This is a genomic window from Haloarcula regularis (assembly GCF_029338315.1).
Taxonomy (GTDB): domain Archaea; phylum Halobacteriota; class Halobacteria; order Halobacteriales; family Haloarculaceae; genus Haloarcula; species Haloarcula regularis.
In genome coordinates this window covers 2553647-2572347 of the sequence record NZ_CP119794.1, presented here as the reverse complement: position 1 = coordinate 2572347, position 18701 = coordinate 2553647, and the positions used below count along the sequence as shown (strand labels likewise).

The 18701-nt window shown below is 69.3% G+C and carries 20 protein-coding genes and 3 pseudogenes; 8 read left to right on the top strand and 15 right to left on the bottom strand.

The genetic code is table 11. The features are described 5' to 3' along the window. Window positions 1-229: 229 nt before the first annotated feature. The 8 genes and pseudogenes from P1N55_RS13875 to P1N55_RS13840 form a co-directional block, all read right to left on the bottom strand. Window positions 230-580, bottom strand: coding sequence for a rhodanese-like domain-containing protein (locus tag P1N55_RS13875; RefSeq protein WP_276276129.1), 351 nt, complete (start codon window positions 578-580; stop codon window positions 230-232). A 39-nt stretch (window positions 581-619) separates the two neighbouring features. Next, window positions 620-1177: an NUDIX hydrolase gene (locus P1N55_RS13870; RefSeq protein WP_276276128.1), complete on the bottom strand. Its 558-nt coding sequence runs from the start codon at window positions 1175-1177 to the stop codon at window positions 620-622. Beyond that, entirely contained in the window at window positions 1174-1716 is a 543-nt protein-coding gene (locus P1N55_RS13865) for an NUDIX hydrolase (RefSeq protein ID WP_276276127.1), read from the bottom strand. Before P1N55_RS13865 ends, P1N55_RS13870 begins: the two co-directional genes overlap by 4 nt. After that, window positions 1713-2118, bottom strand: a pseudogene (locus tag P1N55_RS13860) (hypothetical protein). Before P1N55_RS13860 ends, P1N55_RS13865 begins: the two are co-directional and overlap by 4 nt. After that, window positions 2118-2531 (bottom strand): DUF5809 family protein, encoded by a 414-nt coding sequence (locus tag P1N55_RS13855; RefSeq protein ID WP_276276125.1) that lies wholly within the window; start codon window positions 2529-2531, stop codon window positions 2118-2120. Before P1N55_RS13855 ends, P1N55_RS13860 begins: the two are co-directional and overlap by 1 nt. 24 nt (window positions 2532-2555) lie before the next feature. Then, entirely contained in the window at window positions 2556-2966 is a 411-nt protein-coding gene (locus P1N55_RS13850) for a DUF5810 domain-containing protein (protein WP_276276124.1), read from the bottom strand. 54 nt (window positions 2967-3020) lie between these two features. After that, window positions 3021-3506, bottom strand: a complete 486-nt coding sequence (gene rimI / locus P1N55_RS13845; protein ID WP_276276123.1) for a ribosomal protein S18-alanine N-acetyltransferase — start codon at window positions 3504-3506, stop codon at window positions 3021-3023. A gap of 384 nt (window positions 3507-3890) precedes the next feature. Further along, the gene (locus P1N55_RS13840) at window positions 3891-5864 is read right to left on the bottom strand and encodes an aconitate hydratase (RefSeq protein ID WP_276276121.1); all 1974 of its coding nucleotides are present in this window, start codon (window positions 5862-5864) and stop codon (window positions 3891-3893) included. 141 nt (window positions 5865-6005) lie between these two features. Here P1N55_RS13840 and P1N55_RS13835 point away from each other — a divergent pair, with 141 nt between their 5' ends. The 5 genes from P1N55_RS13835 to P1N55_RS13815 all read left to right on the top strand — a co-directional run bounded on the left by P1N55_RS13835 (window position 6006) and on the right by P1N55_RS13815 (window position 8433). Then, entirely contained in the window at window positions 6006-6470 is a 465-nt protein-coding gene (locus tag P1N55_RS13835; RefSeq protein WP_276276119.1) for a deoxyuridine 5'-triphosphate nucleotidohydrolase, read from the top strand. Window positions 6471-6558: 88 nt separating this feature from the next. Further along, on the top strand, window positions 6559-7218 hold the full coding sequence (locus P1N55_RS13830; protein ID WP_276276118.1) for a helix-turn-helix domain-containing protein: 660 nt from the start codon (window positions 6559-6561) through the stop codon (window positions 7216-7218). Between the two features lie 105 nt (window positions 7219-7323). Beyond that, a complete protein-coding gene (locus P1N55_RS13825; RefSeq protein WP_276276117.1) occupies window positions 7324-7704 on the top strand; it encodes a methylglyoxal synthase in 381 nt (126 codons plus the stop codon). 41 nt (window positions 7705-7745) lie between these two features. Next, window positions 7746-7988 carry a hypothetical protein gene (locus tag P1N55_RS13820; RefSeq protein WP_276276116.1) on the top strand — a complete coding sequence of 81 codons (243 nt, stop codon included), beginning with the start codon at window positions 7746-7748 and terminating at the stop codon, window positions 7986-7988. Window positions 7989-8094: 106 nt separating this feature from the next. Continuing rightward, window positions 8095-8433, top strand: a complete 339-nt coding sequence (locus P1N55_RS13815; protein WP_276276115.1) for a hypothetical protein — start codon at window positions 8095-8097, stop codon at window positions 8431-8433. Window positions 8434-8912: 479 nt separating this feature from the next. Here the strand turns inward: P1N55_RS13815 and P1N55_RS13810 are convergent, their stop codons facing one another. From P1N55_RS13810 to P1N55_RS13800, 3 genes and pseudogenes are all read right to left on the bottom strand, one after another. Continuing rightward, the gene (locus P1N55_RS13810) at window positions 8913-9635 is read right to left on the bottom strand and encodes a DICT sensory domain-containing protein (RefSeq protein WP_276276114.1); all 723 of its coding nucleotides are present in this window, start codon (window positions 9633-9635) and stop codon (window positions 8913-8915) included. Between the two features lie 8 nt (window positions 9636-9643). After that, window positions 9644-10060 (bottom strand): DUF7344 domain-containing protein, encoded by a 417-nt coding sequence (locus tag P1N55_RS13805; protein ID WP_276276113.1) that lies wholly within the window; start codon window positions 10058-10060, stop codon window positions 9644-9646. 52 nt (window positions 10061-10112) lie between these two features. Continuing rightward, a pseudogene (locus P1N55_RS13800) lies at window positions 10113-10554 on the bottom strand (DUF302 domain-containing protein). A 129-nt stretch (window positions 10555-10683) separates the two neighbouring features. On the opposite strand from P1N55_RS13800, the pseudogene P1N55_RS13795 reads away from it, so the two are divergent. Beyond that, window positions 10684-11831 (top strand): annotated as a pseudogene (locus P1N55_RS13795) (MBL fold metallo-hydrolase). A gap of 141 nt (window positions 11832-11972) precedes the next feature. On the opposite strand, the gene P1N55_RS13785 reads toward P1N55_RS13795, so the two are convergent. The 4 genes from P1N55_RS13785 to P1N55_RS13770 form a co-directional block, all read right to left on the bottom strand. Then, window positions 11973-13013: a YihY/virulence factor BrkB family protein gene (locus P1N55_RS13785; RefSeq protein WP_276276110.1), complete on the bottom strand. Its 1041-nt coding sequence runs from the start codon at window positions 13011-13013 to the stop codon at window positions 11973-11975. 222 nt (window positions 13014-13235) lie between these two features. After that, complete coding sequence (locus P1N55_RS13780) at window positions 13236-14048, bottom strand: hypothetical protein (protein WP_276276109.1); 813 nt, start codon at window positions 14046-14048, stop codon at window positions 13236-13238. Window positions 14049-14106: 58 nt separating this feature from the next. Further along, window positions 14107-14898, bottom strand: coding sequence for a DUF7260 family protein (locus P1N55_RS13775; protein ID WP_276276108.1), 792 nt, complete (start codon window positions 14896-14898; stop codon window positions 14107-14109). Window positions 14899-15025: 127 nt separating this feature from the next. Then, complete coding sequence (locus tag P1N55_RS13770) at window positions 15026-15445, bottom strand: universal stress protein (protein ID WP_276276107.1); 420 nt, start codon at window positions 15443-15445, stop codon at window positions 15026-15028. A gap of 540 nt (window positions 15446-15985) precedes the next feature. On the opposite strand from P1N55_RS13770, the gene P1N55_RS13765 reads away from it, so the two are divergent. Further along, window positions 15986-17260 carry a four-carbon acid sugar kinase family protein gene (locus tag P1N55_RS13765; RefSeq protein ID WP_276276106.1) on the top strand — a complete coding sequence of 425 codons (1275 nt, stop codon included), beginning with the start codon at window positions 15986-15988 and terminating at the stop codon, window positions 17258-17260. Window positions 17261-17358: 98 nt separating this feature from the next. Beyond that, a complete protein-coding gene (locus P1N55_RS13760) occupies window positions 17359-18666 on the top strand; it encodes a nickel pincer cofactor-dependent isomerase, group 22 (protein ID WP_379690144.1) in 1308 nt (435 codons plus the stop codon). Window positions 18667-18701 lie beyond the last annotated feature (35 nt).

Below are 18701 nucleotides of genomic sequence, written 5' to 3'. Positions count from 1 at the left end.
TGAACGAGTTTTTCACCATCGGCAGGGTACTCGTCAGTGGTGGCGATGACGAGATGTTACCCCCGCAGAGCCCTTTGTGAAGATAGCTTTCCCTGAGCCACCACCTCTCCGAAGCGTCGATAGAACCTAGTACTAGATATCTGGGTAGCCTCGCTCAGCCCCGTGTGATGAGAGCGGATTCGACCGAGCCACCTCGATGCAGCACTGAGCGACAGCCCCGTCGGTTCGCTCAGAACGGCGCTTCTGGTCCCTCGTCGCCCGCACTCGCGTCGGCCGTCTCGAGCGGGCCGTCCCACCCATCGAGGCCGGGAGCGAAGCTCTCGACGTCACCGTCGAAGCCTTCGTAGGAAGCGATGAGGCGGGCGGCCTGGACGCTCGACTCGCCGTGCGGACAGACGGTCACGACGTGGTCTGTGCCTGCGAACCGTTCCACGTCGCCGACGAGCGTGGGAAAGGGCACGTTCTCGCTGCCGGGGATGTGGCCGCGTGCGAAGGCGGCCGGCGAGCGGATGTCGACCACGCGGACGCCGTCTCGAGCGAGGAGCGTCTTCAATTCATCGAGGCCGATTTCACCGTCCATGTGGCGTCGATAGCGGTCGATACCTAAACGGTCTTCGGACTACACCAGCCCGTCGGCCCGGGCGAGCAAGAGCGGGGTCAGGGCGTTCTCCATGGGCGGTCCGTCGGCCCGCGCCCGGGACAGCGCCGCGTCGACGGGCGCGGTGACGGTCTCGATGTCCTCGCCGTCCTCCGGGTCGGGGTCGCCGGGCGTGAGGTCCGTCGCGACGAAGACGTGGCGGTAGTACCGGAGCCACCCCGACGGGACGTAGGACTCGACGTGGGTCAGCGTCCCGGCGCGGTAGCCGGTCTCCTCTTCGAGTTCGCGACGGGCAGCCACGCGTGGGGACTCGTCGGGTTCGACGCCGCCGGTCGGCAGTTCCAGCGTGCGGGTGCGGTGTCGGGGGCGGTACTGCTCGACGAAGAGGAGGTCGCCGTCGACGACGGCGACGACCGTCGCGGCGTCGGCGGGGTCGAGCCAGTAGTAGTCGGCGTGCTCGCCCGACGGGCGCTCGACGACGTCGTGGCCGGCCTCGAAGAAGGGGGTGGTCCAGGTGACGGCCGTCTCGTGGACCGGCCACTCGGGGTCGTCGGTCGTCCAGGGCGGGCGGTCGGTCACAGGAGGCCCTCGGCGCGCGCCAGCAGGACCCCCTCGATGGTGGCGTCGTTGGCGGGTTCGCGCCGGGCGACCTCGAGCGCGTCCTCGACGGGGACCGTCGTCACCTCGAGGAACTCGTTGCTGTCCAGGTTCGTCTCGACCGGTTCGAGGCCCTCGGCGAAGACGATGCCACGGCGATGACGCAACACGCCGGTCGAGCAGTAGAAGTCCTCGAGCAGGGAGACGCCCGCAGGGTCGAAGCCGGTCTCCTCGCGGAGCTCGCGCGCGCCGGCGGTCGTGTAGGACTCCCCGTCCTCGACGATGCCGGCGGGGAGTTCCAGGCACTGCTCGCGGATGGTCGGGCGGAACTGGTCGACCATGACCAGTTCGTCGCCGGTCGTCGCGACCACGACGACGGCGTCGGGCAGTTCGGCCCAGTAGTAGTCTTTCTCCGAGCCGTCGGGCTGGCGGACGCGGTCGTAGCCGCCGGTGTACCAGCCGGTCTCGTACTCTGCCTCGGACTCGACCACGGGCCACTCGTGGGGCGGGTCGCGGCTCATACCGACTGTGTGACCGCGACGTGGTAAAGCGTGCCGTTGTGCCGGACCCGGACCTGCTCGCCGTCGGTCGCGGCGGGGTACTGCTGGCTGAGGGCGGCGTGTTCGTCGAACGGCGAGTGGGTGAACGCGCCCTTGAGTCCGACCGGGCCCCGCCAGTAGGGCCCCGACCGGCCCGCCTCACCGGCCGTCGCGTTCGACAGCGCCGCCGTCGTGAACGGGTAGATCTGGGCGTCGACGGCGGTGCTGTTTACCGCGGTCACGTTTGCGGCCTGGTCGTCGGCGGGCGTCGCGACGACGTAGAAGGGGTCGCCGGACTTGAGCAGGCTCGGGACCGCCCAGCGCCAGCAGGAGGACGAGCACCACCGCGAGGCCGACCAGGAGGTCGCGCGTGACCCGGCGCATCAGACGACCCCGTCGTAGATGCGACCGAAGGCCTGACGCCGGAGCGTCCCGACGGCCGCGCGGCGCTCGCCCTGGAAGGTCGCGGCGACGGCCCGCCCGGCGAAGGGCGCGGCGTGCCAGGCCACGTTGTCGACGTTCTGGGCGCCGACGACGGTCACCTCGAGGTCGGCGTCGGCCCGCCAGTCCTCGAACTCCGCGCGCGTGCCGACGGTCACCGCGAGCGACTCCGCGAAGAGGACGTCACGCGCGGTCTCGACCACCTCGCCGGTGACCCGCTGGCGGTACTCGTCAGCGTCGAGTCCCATGGCCTTCGCGACTTCCTTGACCACGACCTGTGCGGTCGGACCGAGCGCCTCGTAGCGGTCGCGCGCCGCCTCGGCCGTCGTCGGCGAGAACTGCCCCTCTGTCTCCATAGGCGCGGCTAGGACCTCGCGGGACTATTCGGTTTCGTCTCCGGACCGGTCGTCCGTGGCTCCGTCGGCCGGCCGTCCACTGTCTGTCCCCTCGTCGTCACGGAGCATCGCCTCGGTCAGGTCACGGGCCTCCGCGAGGACGTCGCGGTCGGCGTCCGAGAGCGAGCGCTGGTCGTGGCCGTGCTCGGCACCGTGCCCGTGGCCCTCGTGCCCGCCGGTCGTGTCCTCGAACACCTGTGGGTAGTCGGCCTCGCTGGCGTAGTCGACGACGACGTCGGCGAGGCCGGCCTCGCCCAGCTGACCCCAGTCGGGGACGTGCTCTTCGAGCCACGCCTCGTGGTCGTCACCGCCCGTCAGCGCGGTGAAGGCGAGGTGGTTCGCGAGGTGCTCGGCGTCGGCCTGTGGCTGGTCACACACTGGACACGCGTACCCCATCGTGTCGTATCCCTGGGGCCGGAGACCTAAATCTGGCCTGGTCCGCGATGACGCTCAGAGCAGGCGGACCATCACGAGCGCGTCGTTCCCGTTGCTGTAGTAGTTCGGGATGGTCTTGCGGTGTTCGAAGTCGAACTGCCGGTAGAGCCGGCGAGCGCCGTGATTGTCGGCCCGGACCTCGAGCTTGACCGACCCGGCGCCGGCCGCAGAGAGGACCGCGATGGCGCGGGACAGGAGCGCCGTCGCCACCCCTTGCCGGCGGCACTCGGGGCGAACCGCGAGGTCCTTGACGTGCCCCAGCGGCGTGCCGTGGTTGGGGACCGTGTCGGCGATGACGTACCCCGCGACCGCCGGCAGGACCTCGTCGTCCGTCTCGGCGACCAGGAATCCGGGTTCGCCCAGATAGCTCTCGAGCGCGGAGAACGGCCAGGGCTGGGGGAACGCGGACTGCTCGAGGCGGTGGATCTCGAGCAGGTCCGCCCGCCGGGCCTGACGGATGGCGGGCACCTCGACGGCGTCGTCGGGCGCGGTCGTCGTCACGTCACGACGTAGGACGGGTGCCTACATAGATGTTGTCGCCGGCCGGAGCACCACGGCGCCGGAGCGTCGTTCTCACGGTTGATATTCAGATGAGGGAGGTGAATACGATACTGCGGGCCGCAAGATTGATACGTATCACCGTCGAAACTCAGAGTGCACCCACTTTGGGTGCCACCACCCCCACCCCCACCCCTCTTTCAACACCCCCCTTTCGAACGAATGCGTGGGACGGTGTACCCCGAGCGACGGCCGCTCAGCGACGGCACTTGCTGTGTTCACCGGCCAGTGGCGCGGACCGGCGACAGACCGCGAGCCGACGGCAGCGAGCGACGGACCGGTGGCTCCGGGGTCGGCCGGCGAAAAATGCGGTGGTTCGACGTCCCGTCAGTCGTCGGCGGGCGCGGCGCCGCCCTCTTCGTGCTGGGCCTTCGTGTGTGACAGCTTGCCACCGGCGGCGAGGATTTCACGCTCGCGCGGCGAGGCGTCCAGCGTCGCGGTCGCCTCCCAGTCGTCGTTGATGCGGATGGTGAACTCCTCGGCGCCGTCGCGGACAGCCTCGGCGACCTCGTCGACGATCTGGATGTCGTCGCCCTGCTCGATGGCCTCGTAGGTCTCGGAGTCGATCTCCAGGGGCACGATGCCGAAGTTGAACAGGTTCGCCTTGTGGATGCGAGCGAAGCTCTGAGCGAAGACCGCCTCGATGCCGAGGTACATTGGACACAGGGCCGCGTGCTCGCGCGAGGAGCCCTGGCCGTAGTTCTCGCCGGCGACGAGGACGCCGCCGTCGGCGTCGAGCGCGCGCTGGGCGAACGTGTCGTCGACGCGCGAGAGCGTGAACTCCGACAGTTTCGGCACGTTCGACCGGTACATCAGGATGTCCTGCGTGGCCGGGATGATGTGGTCCGTGGTGATGTTGTCCTCCATCTTCAGGAGGGCCTCACCGCCGACCTCGGACTCAAGCGGGTCCTTCAGCGGGACGTCGCCGATGTTCGGGCCCTTGATGAGCTCGTCGTCGACGGCCTCGTCGGGCGCGATGAGATCGGACTCGGAGTTGCCGATGTACGAATCGGGCATCTCCAGGCCGGGGGCCTCCAGGTCGCCCAGCTCGTCGGCGAGGTTGCGCGGGTCGACGATCTCGCCTTTGAGCGCCGCGGCGGTGGCGACCTCCGGCGAACAGAGGTAGACGTTGTCGTCCTCGATGCCCGAGCGGCCCTCGAAGTTGCGGTTGAAGGTCCGCAGCGACACGGAGTCCGAAGCCGGAACGTGACCGATGCCGATACAGGCACCACACGTCGCCTCGGAGAAGTTGACGCCGGCGGCCATCATCTCCGCGGTCCAGCCCTCGCGGGCGAGCATCTCGGAGGCCTGCTTCGACCCGGGAGCGACGATCATTTCGGTCTTCTTGTCGATGTTGCGCCCCTCGAGCATCTTCGCGGACGGGAGGATGTCCTCGTAGGCGCCGTTCGTACAGGAGCCGATGATGACCTGTTCGACGTCGACGCCCTCGACCTCGCTGACGGGCACGACGTTGTCGGGCATCGACGGCTCGGCGATGAGCGGCTCCAGCTCCGAGAGGTCGACGACGATCTCGTCGTCGTACTCGGCGTCCTCGTCGGGGGCGACTTCCTCGTAGACGTCGCCGCGACCGAGTCGTTCGAGGTAGTCTTTGGTGTTCTCGTCCGTCGGGAAGATGGAAGAGGTGGCGCCGAGCTCGGTCCCCATGTTGGTGATGGTAGTCCGCTCGGGCACCGAGAGCGTCTCGACGCCGGGACCGGTGTACTCGAGCACCTTGCCGACGCCGCCCTTGACGGTCAGGCGACGGAGCAGCTCTAAGATGACGTCCTTCGCGGTCGCCCACTCGGGGAGCTCGCCCTCGAGACGGACGTTGACGACCTCGGGCATGTCGATGTAGTAAGCGCCACCGCCCATCGCGACGGCGACGTCGAGCCCGCCGGATCCGATGGCGAGTTCGCCCAGGCCACCGGGAGTCGGAGTGTGGGAGTCCGAGCCGAGCATGGTCTTGCCGGGCGCGGCGAAGTTCTCCTTGTGGACGTTGTGACAGATCCCGTTGCCCGGTCGCGAGAAGTGGGCCCCGAACGTGCCGGCCGCCGAGCGCAGGAAGCGGTGGTCGTCGGTGTTCTTGAAGTCGAACTGGTACGTCTGGTGGTCACAGTACTGGGCGGCCAGTTCCGTCTGGACCTCCTCGAGGCCCAGCGCCTCGAACTGCAGCCAGACGAGCGTCCCGGTCGTGTCCTGTGTGAGCACCTGGTCGATTTCGATCCCGATCTCCTCGCCGGGTGTCAGCTCCCCTTCGACGAGGTGGTCGTCGAGAATCTTTTCCGTGAGTGTCTGTCCCATAACAGTTCGACAATCGACGGCGCGCGCGTATAAATCCCGCGTATCCCTCCCTATTTTGCGTGCAGTTTCTCCCGCGGCCGTCCGGCGATTCAGCGTAGCGAGGACCGGCAAGCCTATCGGTCGGCCGGTCGGACTGGCGGTATGTTCAAGAGCGGGCCGTTCGTCGCGGAGCGACTCGACGGACTTCGAGACGCGCAGGTCCAGCCCAACGGCGTCGACCTGACGCTCGAGGCGGTCTACGAACAGGTCGAACCGGGTCGCATCGAGCGTGGCGGGAAGACCATCGGCGAACGTCGCGAGTGCGAGGCCGACGACGGCGTCTACCACTTAGACCCCGGCGGCTACGTCGTCGAGTACGCAGACCGGGTCGTCGTCCCGGAGGGCCACGTCGGCTTCCTCTACCCGCGCTCGTCGCTGCTTCGAAACTCCTGCATGCTGAACACGGCAGTCTGGGACGCGGGTTACGAGGGGCGCGGGGAGGGACTGCTCGAGGTGCATCACCCGGTCGAACTCGAGACGGGCGCCCGCATCGCCCAGCTCGTGCTTGCCGAGGCCGCTCACGAGGGGACCTACGAGGGGTCCTACCAGCACGAGAACCTGGACTGAGGCTGCGGGGGCGGTCCAGAGTCGTCCCGGCCCGAACGTGTTGTTTCATTGACGAGGTTTTATGGCGGTTCCCATCCCACAGAGGAACATGATAGTCGATTTTCACGTCCCGGCCTCGTTTCTCCACCACACGGCCGTCGAGCTCCCGGAGGCGTCGGTCCGCATCCGGCAGCTCCACTGTGCCAGCGACGGGTGCCGGACGGCGGTCGCGTTCGGGTCGGTCGACCGCGGGAGCCTGGAGGCGGCGCTCGCGGCCGACGAGAGCGTCGGCGGGATGACCCACGTCTCGACGACGCGCCCGGGCCACCTGTACTCGCTTGACACCCAAGACCACGTCGTGACGACGATGGGACGGGGCCTCGTTAGCGGGAACAGCGTCTTCGAGGGGGCCCGGCGGCGGGACGACTCGTGGGCCGTCAGGGCCCAGTTCCCGAACAAGGGGACGGTGCTCGCGTTCAGGGACGAACTGGCCGACAGCGGCGTCGACGTCGACATCCAGTCGTTCATCGAGGACGCCGAGGTGCCGACCCAGTACGGCGTCACCGATCCCCAGCGGGAGGTGCTCTTGCTGGCCCTGGACGAGGGGTATTTCACCGTCCCGCGGGAGGCCTCGCTGTCGGACCTCGCTGACGACCTCGGCATCTCGAGTCAGGCGGCTTCCGAGCGACTACGCCGCGGGACGCGCTCGTTGCTCGAGAACACGCTCGCGAACGGCAAGGGGCGACTGGTCGAGTCACCCCTGCGGTAGCCACGCTCGCGCGGCGGGGCGTAGCGGCCGACGTCGGAAAGCGACGACACACAGACGGTCTGCCGGACCCGACCACCTTTACTCGTGGCCTGCCACAGTCGGGCCATGACGCGCGTCGCGCTCATCGCCCACGACGACGAGAAACCGGAGATGATAGATCTGGTCCAGGAGTACGAGAACCTCCTCTCGACGTTCGAGCTCGTCGGGACCGGCACGACCGGCCAGCGCATCATGGACGAGACGACACTCGACGTCGAGCGAAAGCAAAGCGGACCCATCGGCGGGGACGCACAGGTCGGCGCCGAGGTGGCCGACGGGGCGATAGACGCCATCGTCTTCCTCCGGGACCCGCTGACCGCTCAGCCCCACGAACCGGACATCACGGCGCTGTTGCGCATCTGTGACGTCCACGACGTGCCGATGGCCACGACCCGGACGGCGGCGGAGTTCGTCCTCGACGGCCTCGAGCGCCGCGGGTCGGCGTGACCGCCGCAAGGGCTACTATCGTCCGGTCCTCACGGACAGGTGTGACACGACGTGCCATCGAACGCGGATTCGAACGCTACCTCGCGGACCTCGTCGAGGAGACGTACGAGGCCTTCGACGTGGCCGCCGTCATCCGGGGGTCACGGGGCGGGGGGAGCAGGGTCGCGAGCAAACTGCTGAAACAGCCGCCCGCTGGAGCGCCACGTCGTCCGGCCGAAGCTCACAGCGTACGAGCGGACCATCAGTCGACAGTTCGAGACGGTCGTCGACTACGCGGCGGGTGACGCACCCTTCGAGACCTACGCCGACGAGATTCTGGCCCAGGACATCTACTGGGACGCCCTGCGCGAGGGGGTCCGGGGCGAGCGCCGACAGGCGGTTCGTGACCGGTTGCTGGCCCGCCAGCGCGCCTTCGGCGACGACATCGCCCCCGTCGTCGACGCCGGGAGCGACGAGTTCGTCGCCGCCGTCGCCGAGGCCTACGACCGGTCGGCCGCCGTCGACCTCCTCGAGGAACACCTGGCGTTCAGCGCGCCGCTCCACGAGGAGCGAAGCGCCTTCGCCTTCGAACTGGACATCGACCCCGGCGACGTCCTGGGCGGCCTCGCACGGGCGCTCCCGTCGTTCTCGGTGGAGTTTACCGACGAGGCGCTGCGGTCGATGCGCCGCGCCGAACGGCAGGTCATCCCCCAGGCCGTCGCGGAGATAGAGGGGGCCTACCAGTCGTGACTGGGCGGGCGGGAAATGGAGTGGAGTGGGACGGTCCCCCGCTGGCACGGCGCGGGACCGTCAAAGTACGCGATAGAGGAACGATGGGGGTCACCCCATCTCGTGCTGACTGACGTCCTCTGACTGACACGGCAGGCGCAGTTTGGTCCGGACGGAGCCCGGTTCGTGACTCCGAACTGGCATGTGCATGACAGCGAACCCCGCGAGCACGTCGGCCCGACGGGGTCGCCGACCCAACCTCCTGCCAGTCTCGATATATCGCATCGCGTGGTAAATAACCTACGAAATATGTTACTTCTATCCCGAGTGAATTCTTTCACCACCCCTCAGCGTCCAGCAAGTCGAGAAACCGACGGTACGACGGGCGGCAAATAGTACGTATTCCGATACGTTCTCGGGCGAGCGGCTCCACGCCAGTGGCCGTCGTCGGACGGTCCGGTTGCCGGACTCGGCGTGGCGCCCCGGCGCGACCCGGTCTCTCAGGGCAGCGAGTCGGTGGCGGTGGCGACCAGCGTCGGGTCGTAGGTCCAGAACCCGCGGTACCGGTCCGGACTGTACTCCTCGGCGACGAGGCCACAGGCCTGGAGGGCGTCCCCGCCGCCGTCGAACAGGAGAAACCAGTACCGGCCGACACCGTCGGCCGGGCCCGTGTGGAGGGCCAGTGGCCCCGGGTCGAAGTCGTCGTCGACCGTGTCCGCCCCCAGGTAGACGTGCACGTCGAGATCGGTCGTCGCGGCCAGCTCGCGGTACAGCTCGCGCTGGCGCTCGAACGCCCGTCGGCGCTGGAACCCGACCCGGAGCGTCCCCCGACCAACCCGCCAGGCCCGGTCCTCGATCTCGCGGGCGGTCGCGAGCAGCTGTCGGCGGTCGAGCGAGACGAACAGCGTGTCGTCGAGCAGGTCGAAGACGGCCCGGTATCCGGGATCGGCTTCGTCCAGCTCCCACGGCGGGTGGACGGTCGGCGTGAGGAACGAGAGCAGGTCCTCGAGCGCGATGGCACCGAGGAAGTCGTCGCCGCCCCGGACGACAACGAAGCCGGCTGGGACGGCCGCCGGTGACTGGCGCACCAGCACCGACGCGTTCCGCGTCGAGAAGCGCTCGGCGGCTCGGTCCCGGCGTCGGTCGGCGTGTAGATGACGATGGTCTTCCGGGCGTCGGCGACAGCGTCGAGAAGCGAGTCGAACGGCATGCTCGGCACTCACCCGGTGGGTCACTCGGTCTGCCGACCGCTCCGGTCGAGGACCCGTTCGTACTGTTCGGCAAAGCGGATGGCGTGCTCGACGGGGTCGGCGAGCGACTGGAGCTGGACCTCGCCCTCCCGGTCGTCGAACGCCACGAGGCCCATGTCGTCCAGCAGCGGCAGGTGCGCGTGGACGAGCTCGATCTTCACCTGGGCCCACTCGTCGGGGCCGGACGGGCCGTCGATGGTGGTCTGCCACCCGACGATGATGTCGGTCAGTTCGTCGACGGAGATGTTCGGCCGGTCGAGCAGGATAGCGAGAACGTGACAGCGACGGGGGCCTGCCAGCGCCTTGAACAACTGAGACGGGAGTGGAGCCACGTCGTCACCAAGCTCCCAGGAGTCCGACCCAGACAGGAGGTCGGGACCGTCACGTTCTCGCTTCATCAGTGTGGTAATAAATTTGACGACCGACGGCTTATACCTTACCCCCACAGCGTCAGAGGTTCGAGAACGCGGCTTCGACGTACTCCCCGGTTTCGGCGACGATATCGGCCATCGCTTCGTCGTCGGGCGCCATCCCGACGAGGCGCGCGATCCGCATGATGCTGACGTGGTAGACCGCCTGGACGCCCGGCTGTTCCTCCCAGACGACGACGTTGCACGGGAACAGCCCCCCCGATTCGGTTGTCGGAAGCGTCCAGTGCCTCGTCGGCGACGGCCGGGTTGCACGCCCCGAGCACGTAGTAGGGGTCCCGGCCGGCGTCGACCTTCTCGTTGAGGAGGTCCGAGGCCGAAAACTCCACGGGGAAGCCAAAACCGGCGTCGGCGAAGGCCTCGCGGACGTGGTCGACGGCCGCCTCGTGGTCCATCTCGAGGGTCGCGCGCTTCTCGCCGATGTCGTCTGCCGCGAGCGCAGTCGGGTCGATTGGGAGCGTCATCGTCCGAGATGTCGTTCGAGTGTCTCAAAACTGTTTGGCTGGCCTGCGCGCGAAACGGGGCCGGCGGACCCGTCCCCGCACCGGTCGATGGGGAATACGTACAAAACCGTACACGACGTAGGCCGGGCCATGTTCGAAGTCATCACCGCGCGCCAGCTCGCAACGATGCTCGACTCCGGGACCACGTTCACGCTCGTGGACACGCGCCCGCGCGAGAGCTACGAGGCGTGGCACGTCCCGGGCGCCGTGCACTTCCCGTTTGGCCCGACCGAGGAGCTCACCGAGAGCCGACTGCCCGAGCTGACCGCCCTGGTCGGGTACGAGGACCCCGTCGTGACCATCTGCGGGAAGGGCGTCACGTCGGCGAACCTCGCGGTGAACTTAGACCGGCAGGGCTTCGACGAGGTGTTCGCCGTCGGCGGCGGGATGCGCGAGTGGTCGGAGCTGTACGAGACGGCCTCCACCGAACCGGACGACGACCTGGTCGTCGTCCAGTTCCAGCGCCGGGCGAAGGGGTGTCTCTCCTACCTCGTCGGGTCGCGCACAGCGGGCGAGGCCGTCGTCGTCGACGCCGGCCGGCACACCGACCAGTACATCGTGCGGGCGGCGGAACTGGGGCTGGACATCACCCGGACGCTCGACACGCACGTCCACGCCGACCACGTCAGCGGCGGCCGGGAGCTGGCCGATCGACTGGGCGTTCCCTACCACATGGGCGCCGAGGCGAGCGAGCGCGACGTCGCCGTCGACTACGCCCCACTCGCCGACGGCGAGTCGGTCCCCGTCGGCGACCGCGAGCTGACCGCGCTGTCGACCCCCGGTCACACCTCCGAACTGACGAGCTACCGACTGGGGGATCAGGCCGTCTTCACCGGCGACGCGCTGTTCGTCGACTCGCTGGGCCGGACCGAGCTCCAGTTCGGCGAGGCGGGCGCCGCCGAGGGGGCGCGGATGGCCTACGAGACGCTCCACGACGTGTTCGGTGCCCTCCCCGAGGACCTGCTCGTCCTGCCGGGACACGTCGACGTCGACGCGGACGGCCGCTTCAGCGTCGGGGAACCGGGCGCTCTCGTCGGCGAGCGACTCGGGTCGGTCAGGGCGGACTGGACCTGTACGGCCTCGACGAGGCAACCTTCGTCGACCGGATGACCTCGACGGACGCCGAAAAGCCCGCCAACTACGAGCGCATCATCCGCATCAACCGGGGCGTCGAGACGCTCGCCGACCCCGTCGACGCCATCGACGTCGAGACGGGGCGCAACAACTGCGCGGTGTGACCGACCGGTAGTGCGAGCCGTGTGACATATTCACAACGCTTGTCGCCACTGACAGACCGGTCGCCTGCATTGACGCACAGCGTGACCAGAAGGGGCGAGCGAGGGCTGGCCGGCCGACGACGGGTCCAGCGCGTGCCCCCGTCACTCGCCCTCGTTGGGCCACCACCGGAAAGTGAGCGCGACGGAGGTGTCCAGCCCGAAGACGCCCGTCGCCTGCTCGATGCTCGCCCGCTGGGGACCGTCGAGGACGAACCGCTCGCCGCCGAGCTCGACGACCATCGTCCCGGTCTGCTCGTCGACGGCCGCCTCGAGTGCCTCCAGGTCGGCGACGAGTTCGGCCCGGTCGATGCTGTCGACGCTCTCGCCCTTCCGTCGTGGCACGCCCCCGAGTACCGGCGTGATGTCGACGTCGTTCGACCGGTTCGAGAGCACGGCGTTGATGGCCGCCCCCAGCAGGACGACCAGGCCGATGACGTAGAGCCAGGTCAGGAGCACGAGGATGCTGGCGATGAGGTTGCCGCCGGTGCCGCCGGCCTTGAACGTGGTAAAGAGCGCCTGGGCGACGGTGACGCCGACGGCGGCGAAGGCCGCGCCGGGGACGACCTCGACGAAGCCGACGTCGAGGTCCGGGAAGACGTAGTACATCGGGTAGAAGACGACGAAGAGACCCAGGACGGTGGCGGCGGCACGCGCCACCGCGAGACCGAGGCCGCCGCCGTCGAGCGCGATGAGGCGGCCGAGCAGACTCGTCGCGACGACGGCCAGGGCGACGGTGACGAGCAACAGGAGGCCGTCGCCGAGCTGGTCGGCGAAGGAGTTCTCGGCCTCGCTCTCGTAGATGTCCGAGAAGGCGGTATCGAGGCCCCGGAAGATGCGGAGCGCCCCCCAGACGAGGAAGGCCACACCGAGCACCGAGACGGAGGCGTCGGCCTCGGCGAGTCCCTGCTGGATGACGCCGCTGGCCTGCTCGGTCAGCACCGCCTCCATGATGCGGACGATCGACTCCGAGAGCGCGACGTTCTCCGTCCGCTGGACGATGGTGAGCAAGAGGAGCAAGAGCGGCAGTATCGAGAGGAAGGCGTGGTAGGCGATCGACCCGGCGAGGAAGGTCAGCTTCTCGGTGCGGACCTCGTGGACGATGGCCCGGAGTATCTCGGCGACGCGAGCACGACGACCTGACATGTCGGTGACGTTCGTCGGGTGGCCTCAAATACTCGCCGGCGGGACGGCGGTCGAACACACCGGATAGCGGTGCCCAGCAGACGCGCCCGGGGGGAAGTCAGTCGTCGGCCCCGGCGGTTGCATCCGGTGCGAGCCACCGTCGGCGTCACCGCGGGGCGAATTTTGGCGATCGCACCCCTCTCCGCCCGGAACGGGTGCGCGTCAGCCGTAGAGTTCGACCAGCTACGCGCCCACCGGTATCCCCGTCCGGTCGTCTTCAGCCCATGCGGGCCGGTCGACGGTCGTCTCGTTGACCGCAGAGACCCGCTGGCGGACGGTGACCAGCACGGGCTCGTCGTCGAAGGTCGCCCGGTAGCGGAAGACGGTCTCGACGACGAGGCCGTCGCGCCTGACCGTCAGCCAGGCGGTGCCGTTGTGACGGTCCGGGAGCGCGACGGGGACCGCTGGCCACGAGAGGCTGATCGGCGTCGTCGACCGGAGGACTACCCCGTCCGCGCCCGCCCGCACGACCCGGTAGTCGGCCGCGTCGAGGAGGCGGCCGGGGAGCGCCGGCCCGAGTTCGTGGAACGCGGGGGGGTTGGGGTTGCGCTGGGTGAGGACCTCCTCGCGGTCGATGAGTCTGGTGCGGATCCAGAACACCCGCCCGTCGGTCCAGAGCGTGCTCTCGAGGACCGCCGGCGTGAACAGCCCCGTGGTCGACGTCGAGAGGCGGTCGACGGTCACGCCGTCCGGCCCCGTACGTCGTTCGCGTTCGATACGGACCTGTCCGTCGGCCCCGTCGATGGTGACGGTCCGGTCGAGCCGGTACGAGGAGGCGTTCCGGACCCGGCGGTCGGCCCGTTGCAGGCGCTCGGTCTCGACGGTCCGTGACTCGCCGTCCGCTGCCGCCGGCACGCCGGGCGCGAGTGGGGTCTCGACCGCGGGGACCTCGACCGGCGTGACGGTGGCGCGGTCGGGACCGTCCTCGAACAGCGCCGAACAGCCGGCGCTGACGACAAGCACCAGCACCGTCGCGTGGACGAGCCACCGCCTCATCCGCGGAAGCTGGGGCCGGCACGGCCTAAAACGAACCGGCGGGTGTGCGGGACCCGCGTCATCGGAGACAGCGCTGGCGGATGGCCCGGATAGAGGAGAGACAGTCCGTGGTGGTGGCCAGGCCCGGACAAGTCGCCTCGCACTCCTCGTAGAGGAAGTCGACGAGGCTGTCGGCGTCGACGCCCGAGAACGACCCGACCGTCCGGCCGTGGAGGCACGCCTGGCGCCGCTCGGCCAGGTCCGCACACTCGCGTTCGAGTGTCGCCAGGCGGTCGTCGATGCGACCGAGTTCGGCGCTGTCGGCCGCGTCGGTCACGGCCTCGCTGAGCGCGTGGGCCTCGCTCTCGCAGTCGTGCAGCGCGTCGCGAATCTCACGGAGCGACTCGCGCTCGCGCTCGAGCACCCGCAGGAACTCGGTGCGCTCCAGGATCGCCTGCTCGCTTCCCCGCTCGAGAGCCTCGTAGAGGACCGGCGTGAGACGGGCGCCGTCTGCGACCTGGGCGGCCACCTCGGCGCCGAGTTCGGCCGCCACGTGCTCCCGGAGGGACTCGTCGTACTCGCGCTCGAAGTGCGGCGTGGCCATCACCGTCTCACGGTAGGCGCTCCGGACGGCCCGGATGCCCTCGGACGGGGCCGGGTCGCCGCCGCCGAGCGTCACCGTCCCGCCGCCGGTACCGGCCAACGACGGCGCGGCGGGCGTCGCCAGGTCGATGCTCGCCAGTCTAGCGCGGAACCGACGGAAGGCCGCCCGCTCGTCGGTGGCAAGCGTTATCTCGCTGTCCAGGATCTCGAGGGCGCGTTCGATTCGTGGCTGAGTGGTCGCTGGCATGACTGGGTCCTGGGACTGCATCGCGGTCGACCGACCGTCGGCCGACCGACTCGCTCGGGAGATCCGCCGCCTGGAGTTAGGCACTTGCTATGACGGCTATATATCCCACCCGACCGAACAGAGCGTTCAATAGCCCAGTACCGTGGGGTCACCTGACGACGGTGACGGGGACCGGACACCGCTGGAAGACGGTCCTGGCGACGTTGCCCACGAACAGGCGGTCGACGAACGTGCCGGCGTGGCTGCCGATGACGACCGTCTCGAAGTCCTCGGCCCGGGTGACGATGGCCCGCCCCGGCCGGCCGGTCCGGACCTCTGTGTCGACGTCGGCGTCGTACTCGGCAGCGACCGCCTCGGCGTGGTCGAGGACATCACGGGCGTACTCGCGGGCGGTGGCCTCGACGTCGTCTGCCAGCGCGATGCTGGTCGCCTGGCCGAACATCGCGGACGGCTCGCCGACCACGTGGAGGACGGTGATGTCGGCGTCCGGGTGGGCCTCGAGTGCGTACCGGAGCGCTCGCTCGCCCATCTCCGGGTCGGCCATGGGAACGAGAACACGCGAGAGCATACCGTCTCTACGGGCGAGTGGGCGATAAGCCTGTGGCCGTCCACGACGCCGGCGGGGACGAGTACGAGCCAGTCGCCACGGTGAAACCGTGACGGGCCCGATTCTCCCCCGGGAACAGCTGGTTGCTAGCGTCGAGGATTACGGGGTGCCGGAGCGGTGGTGCTCGGTCGGGTCCGTGGCCGACACCTCGGTGACCTCCGGGGCGGTGGCTTCGGGCGGTCAGCGGCGCTCGGGGGGTGGGGCACACGGCATTCGAGTCCGGGTCGGTATTTCTAGAGTTGTCTCGGCGAATTACAGCCCCATATTCGAGTTTGTATATTTAAAATGGGAGGTATAGAGTTATTTCTTAGCCAAGTTAGAATATATATTCCAAAACCGACCGTTATTCGGGTATCCCACTCAAATTTCCCCGAATGTAGTCCCATACTCACTAATGTGGTTCTCGATTGACGACCGGCGAGCAGCGCAGGTCTCGCCACGTCCGAAGCGGGACGTCCCGGACGGGGACCATTTTTATACGCGGCCACGGTGGTCTCCGACGTGACTTCGAACGTGCACCTCGTGACGATAATCGCCGACGACCTGACCGGGACGCTGGACACGGCACAGGGGTTCGCGGTGCGGGGACACGAGACGGCCGTCGTCGCGGTCCCGGCCGACGGGCACGGCGACGCGACACCGGCGTCGCCGGTGGTCGGGGTCAACACCGACAGCAGGTACGACGACGCCGAGCGTGCGGCCGCGGCGGTGCGGGACGTGGTCGAGTCGGTGCCCGCCGAGACGGTCTACAAGAAGGTCGACTCGACGCTCCGGGGGAACGTCGGGGCCGAGACAGACGCCGCACTCACCGCGTCCGGTGCGCCCGCGGCGCTTGTCGCCCCGGCCTTCCCCGAGGCCGGGCGGACCACCGAGGACGGGCGCCACTACGTCGACGGGACGCCGCTCGACGAGACGGAGTACGCCGACGACGAGAAGGGGGCCCCCTCGGCCGCGGTGCCGGCGCTGTTCGAGGGGTTCGGGCGGCGCGTCGAGCACGTGCCCGCGAGCGACGTCGCGGCGGGTGCCAAGCGGGTCCGCGAGCGCCTCGATGCGGCCATCGCGGCCGCCGAGCGCGCGCCGGTCGTCGTCTGTGACGCCCGCGACGAGGACGACCTGGCGACCATCGCCCGGGCGGGCGCCGAGCGCGACCCGCTCTACGTCGGCAGCGGCGGCCTGGCCAAACACGTCCACGTTCCCGACCCCGAGCCTGCGACCGGAGCCGAACCCGACTCCCGCCCCGGAGCCCCGCTGGGCGTCGTCGGGAGCGTGAGCGAGACGACGCTGGCACAGCTCGGGGCGCTGCCCGAGGCGGCCATCGTGGAACTCGACCCGGAGGCAGTCCTCGCGCCGGGGCCCGCCGAGACGGCAGTCGAGCGGGCGAGCGAACGCCTCGCCAGCGGGCACCCCGCCGTCGTGACGGCGGCGACGGGCGAAGACGCCGTCGAGCGAACCGTCGCGGTCGGGCGGGACCGGGGACTCTCGGACGCCGAGATACGCGAGCGCGTCGCGGCCGGGCTGGCGGCGACGGGAGCGGCCGTCGTCAGGTCGGCGGCACCATCGGGGCTGTTCTACACCGGTGGCGACGTCGCGGTGGCGGGACTGCGGGCGCTCGACGCCGCCGTCGTCGAACTCGCCGGGGAGGCCGTCGAGACGGGCATCCCGCTGGGGTGGATCGCAGACGGCGACGCGGCCGGGACCCGGCTGGCGACCAAGGCTGGGGGGTTTGGCGGGCCAGAGACGATCAGTAACTGCCTGGACGCTCTCGGGGAACGATGAGCGAGTCTCCCCCGAGACTCGGTATCACGATCGGCGAGACGGCCTGAACGAGGAACACATCTTAATACCGGCGGCCTGCATCCACAGATATGCCAGAGATACCCCTCGGGATACCCGATCGGGACCGCCTCGCGACGGCCAACGACGTGACCGTCGACGACCTGCCCCAGTTCGCGCCGGCCAGCGTCGAGTGGGACGTCACCGAGATCGACGACGTGCGGGCGGCCGGCCGGGACGCGGTCGACGGGTTCGCCGACCTCGACTCGCTCCCCGCGGGTGCCAGCATCGCCGTCACCGCCGGCAGTCGGGGCATCCACGACTTCCCCGAGATGATCGCGGGCGTCGTCGAGGCCCTGCAAGCGCGGGGCTTCGATCCCTTCGTCTTCCCGTCGATGGGGAGCCACGGCGGCGCGACGGCCGAGGGCCAGCGCGAGGTGCTCGCGGACCTCGGGATGACCGAGGACTCGCTGGGCTGTCCCATCCGGTCCTCGATGGACGTCGCCGAGGTCGGGACCTGCGACGGGAGTCCGGTGTACGCCGACCGCCTGGCCACCGAGGCCGACGGCATCGTCGTCGCGAACCGGGTCAAGCCACACACGGACTTCAGCGACCGCATCGAGTCCGGTCTCTGCAAGATGGCCGTCATCGGGATGGGGAAACACCGGGGCGCGGAGATGATGCACAACGCCGCGCTGAAAGGCGACATGGGCGCGGAGATCCGCGCCCGGGCCGAGATCCTCTTCGAGGAACTCCCGGTCGTCGGCGGCGTCGCCCTCGTGGAGAACGCCCACGACCGCGCGACCCACGTCGAGGGGGTCCCGACCGACGAGATACTCGACCGCGAGCCCGAGTTGCTGGAGCTGGCCTACGAGGAGCTCCCGACGCTGCCCGTCGACGAGCTGGACCTGCTCGTCCTTGACGAGATGGGCAAGGAGGTCAGCGGCACCGGCATGGACACCAACGTCCTCGGACGCACGTACTTCGAGGGCGAGGTCGAACCCGACCGGCCGGCCTACACCCGGGTGTACGTCCGGTCGCTGACCCCGCCCTCGCACGGCAACGGCCTCGGCATCGGCCTCGCCGACGTGGTCCACCAGGACCTCGTCCGCGAGCTGGACCTGGGCGACACCTACGTCAACATCGCCACGAGCGGCGAGACCAAGCGGGCGAAGATCCCGCTCGTGGTCCCCGACGACCAGAGCGCCCTGTTGCTCGCGCCGTCGATAACGGGCACACCCGACCCAGACGAGTTGCGGGTCGCCCGCATCCCGAACACGATGGAGCCCGGGCACCTGCTCGTCTCCGAAGCGGTCGTCCCGGAACTGGAAGCGCGCGAGGACGTGACCGTCGGCGAACTGCGGGACCTCACGCTCGAGGACGGGAACCTCGGGTCCGAGGACTACTGAATCGGCGACCCGGGGCTGGGCGGAACGCGCGCAGC

What these genes read in the sequence shown, in the direction of transcription:
- P1N55_RS13875 (WP_276276129.1), bottom strand. Translation starts at nt 580, where the DNA reads ATGGACGGTGAAATCGGCCTCGATGAATTGAAGACGCTCCTCGCTCGA.
- P1N55_RS13865 (WP_276276127.1), bottom strand. Translation starts at nt 1,716, where the DNA reads ATGAGCCGCGACCCGCCCCACGAGTGGCCCGTGGTCGAGTCCGAGGCA.
- P1N55_RS13855 (WP_276276125.1), bottom strand. Translation starts at nt 2,531, where the DNA reads ATGGAGACAGAGGGGCAGTTCTCGCCGACGACGGCCGAGGCGGCGCGC.
- P1N55_RS13850 (WP_276276124.1), bottom strand. Translation starts at nt 2,966, where the DNA reads ATGGGGTACGCGTGTCCAGTGTGTGACCAGCCACAGGCCGACGCCGAG.
- P1N55_RS13840 (WP_276276121.1), bottom strand. Translation starts at nt 5,864, where the DNA reads ATGGGACAGACACTCACGGAAAAGATTCTCGACGACCACCTCGTCGAA.
- P1N55_RS13835 (WP_276276119.1), top strand. Translation starts at nt 6,006, where the DNA reads ATGTTCAAGAGCGGGCCGTTCGTCGCGGAGCGACTCGACGGACTTCGA.
- P1N55_RS13830 (WP_276276118.1), top strand. Translation starts at nt 6,559, where the DNA reads ATGATAGTCGATTTTCACGTCCCGGCCTCGTTTCTCCACCACACGGCC.
- P1N55_RS13825 (WP_276276117.1), top strand. Translation starts at nt 7,324, where the DNA reads ATGACGCGCGTCGCGCTCATCGCCCACGACGACGAGAAACCGGAGATG.
- P1N55_RS13805 (WP_276276113.1), bottom strand. Translation starts at nt 10,060, where the DNA reads ATGAAGCGAGAACGTGACGGTCCCGACCTCCTGTCTGGGTCGGACTCC.
- P1N55_RS13785 (WP_276276110.1), bottom strand. Translation starts at nt 13,013, where the DNA reads ATGTCAGGTCGTCGTGCTCGCGTCGCCGAGATACTCCGGGCCATCGTC.
- P1N55_RS13780 (WP_276276109.1), bottom strand. Translation starts at nt 14,048, where the DNA reads ATGAGGCGGTGGCTCGTCCACGCGACGGTGCTGGTGCTTGTCGTCAGC.
- P1N55_RS13775 (WP_276276108.1), bottom strand. Translation starts at nt 14,898, where the DNA reads ATGCAGTCCCAGGACCCAGTCATGCCAGCGACCACTCAGCCACGAATC.
- P1N55_RS13770 (WP_276276107.1), bottom strand. Translation starts at nt 15,445, where the DNA reads ATGCTCTCGCGTGTTCTCGTTCCCATGGCCGACCCGGAGATGGGCGAG.